This window comes from Pedobacter frigoris, from assembly GCF_005116445.1.
Taxonomy (GTDB): domain Bacteria; phylum Bacteroidota; class Bacteroidia; order Sphingobacteriales; family Sphingobacteriaceae; genus Pedobacter; species Pedobacter frigoris.
In genome coordinates this window covers 1-2,816 of the sequence record NZ_SWBQ01000017.1, presented here as the reverse complement: position 1 = coordinate 2,816, position 2,816 = coordinate 1, and the positions used below count along the sequence as shown (strand labels likewise).

Below are 2,816 nucleotides of genomic sequence, written 5' to 3'. Positions count from 1 at the left end.
GTCACCGTACTGCTGGCCGGACTTGGGTCAGTCACCCCAGCTCCAGGAACTGCCGTAGCTGTGTTCACCAGGCTGCTGCCGGCAAAGCCCGCATCAACTGTTCCATTCACCGTGATCTGTACCAATGCACTGCCCGCCGGAATGTTGGCCGTTACGCTCACATTGCCCGTACCGCTGGAAGCGCCCGAGAGCACAGCGCCGTTTGTACCCACTGCTGTCCAGCTTACATTTGTCAATCCCGCAGGTAACACATCACTGATGTTTACCACTCCTGCATTACTTGGCCCTGCATTGCTTACACTGATCGTATAGCTGATCGGCTGACCGGCTACAATGCTTTGAGGCCCTGTCTTCTGTACCTGGATGTCTGCTGTCCTGTTTACCGTCGTGGTCACCGTATTGGAAACCACCGCAGGATTACCAGGTTCTGTAGGAGTTGCCGTAAACTGGTTGCTCAGGCTGCTGCCGCTAAAGCCGGCATCTACAGTACCATTGATGGTCACCGTAACACTGTTGGCCGCGCCAGCAGGAATGTTAACCTTCAGGTTCACCGAACTTCCCGTACCGCTGCCATTGGCAACAACTGCCGCTGAACCGCTTACTGAAGTACTCCAGCTCACATTGATCAGTCCTGAAGGCAACGCATCACTGATGTCAAGGTTCTTCGCATCGGTAGGACCGTCGTTGAACACCTGAAGGCTATAGGTCAGCTGACTGCCCGCTGAAACTGAACTCGGTGCTGATTTTACTGCTCGTATATTTACTTTATTGTCTATGGTTGTGGTAACCGTATTCGAGTTTACCGGTGGGATACCAGGCTCTGATGGGGTAGCCACAGCTGTATTGCTCAGGGTGCCCGGTAAGCCGGAGGATGGTACATCACCGCTGATCGTGATCACGATACGGTTGCCCGCTCCTGCTGCAATGTTACCTTTAACCATGACACTGTTACCTGTACCGCTTGAACCTGTAGTAACCGCTGCATTACCTTCCGGTACGGCAGTCCAGCTTACTCCGGTCAGCCCTGCAGGAACTGCATCACTGATGCTCAGGTTATTCGCATTACTTGGACCATTATTACCCGCAGTAACTGTATAGGTCACACGCTGTCCTGCTGATATAACGGAAGGACCGCTCTTAACAAGGGTAACAGAAGGACTCGAACTTACCGTGGTCGTTACTTTGGAACTCGATGGTACTGTACCCGCTTCGGATGGGGTGACTGTTGCCGTATTCTCTATATCCCCTGTCGCTGCTGCATTCACTGTACCGTTTACCGTTACACGGATCACATTACCTGCTCCCGCCGGAATATTACCAGTGACAGTAATGTTGTTCCCTGTACCGCTTGCTCCGGTCAGCACTGATGAACCGCCTTCGGCTACTGCCGTCCAGCTCACATTGTTCACATTCACAGGAACAATGTCACTGATCGAGGCATTGTCGGCATTGGAAGTACCGGTATTGCTCACAATCAAACTGTAAGTAATTGCCTGTCCTGCGGAAATGGCCGAAGGACCTGTTTTCTGCATGGACAGTACTGGGGTCTTGCTCACCACTGCTGTACTTGTTGAGCTTACAGCACTGGTGCCGGGCTCTGCAGGGGTAGCGGTAGCGGTATTGGACAGGTTGCCGTTGAAGGCCGCACTGATCGTGCCACGAACCGTAACCAGGATCGTATTGCCTGCACCGGCAGGGATATTGCCTTTCAAACTAATCGTATTGCCTGTGCCGGTACCGCCTGAGCTTACTACTGCACTGCCGGTGGCACTGCTGCTCCAGCTTACATTGCTCAGGGTGGCAGGGACTGCATCACTGATGGTCAGTCCTACTGCATTGCTCAGTCCGGTATTGCCCGCTTCGATCACATAACTGATCTCGGTACCCGATACTGCCGTAGCAGGACCGGTTTTACGGATTACAACTCCAGGAACTGAACCTACTTCGGTCTCTGCTGGTGGGGTAACCACTGGCGGATTGCCCGGCTCGGATGGAGTCGCAGTAGCGATATTGCTCAGCTTGCCAACAAATGAAGGCGCAACTGTGCCTTTGATCGTAATGGTTATTTTATTGCCTGTGCCTGCCGGGATATTGCCCGTCACGCTCAGGGTATTGCCAGTACCACTGGCACCAGCAGTCACAACCGCTGTGCCAGTAATGCTGCTCGTCCAGCTTACATTGCCCAGCTGGGCTGGCACCGCATCGGTAATCACAAGACCTGTCGCATTGCTCAATCCGGTGTTCACCGCTTCGATCACATAGGTCATCTCTGCTCCGGCCACGGCTGTGGACGGGGCGGTCTTGGTGATACCGATCACCGGTTTCTGGGTCACATTGGTTTCTGCAGGTGGGGTCACCACTGCTGGGTTGCCAGGCTCTGATGGCGTAGCGGTAGCAATATTGCTCAGCTTGCCCGCAAATGACGGGTTGATCGTTCCTTTTACCGTGATGCTGATCTTGTTGCCCGCTCCGGCAGGAATATTCCCATTGATGGTAATGGTATTGCCGCTGCCATTGGCTCCGCTGTTGATCACACTGCTGCCTGAAACGCTTGCCGTCCAGCTCACATTGCTCAATGTAGCAGGGACAACATCACTGATCACCAGGTTAGCCGCATTGCTCAAACCGGTATTGCTCGCCTCGATCACATAACTGATCTCTGAACCCGCAACAGCACTGGCAGGACCGGTTTTGCTCAGCACGATGACTGGCTTCTGGGTCACATCGGTTTCTGCAGGCGGGGTCACCACTGGCGGGTTGCCAGGTTCTGAAGGGCTTGCTTTTGCCGTGTTGCTCAGCTTGCCTGCAAACGATGG

1 protein-coding gene is annotated in these 2,816 nt (G+C 53.9%); it reads right to left on the bottom strand.

The features are described from left to right. A partial coding sequence (locus FA047_RS20360; protein WP_136837943.1) for a beta strand repeat-containing protein occupies nt 1-2,816 on the bottom strand: 2,816 nt, incomplete at both ends.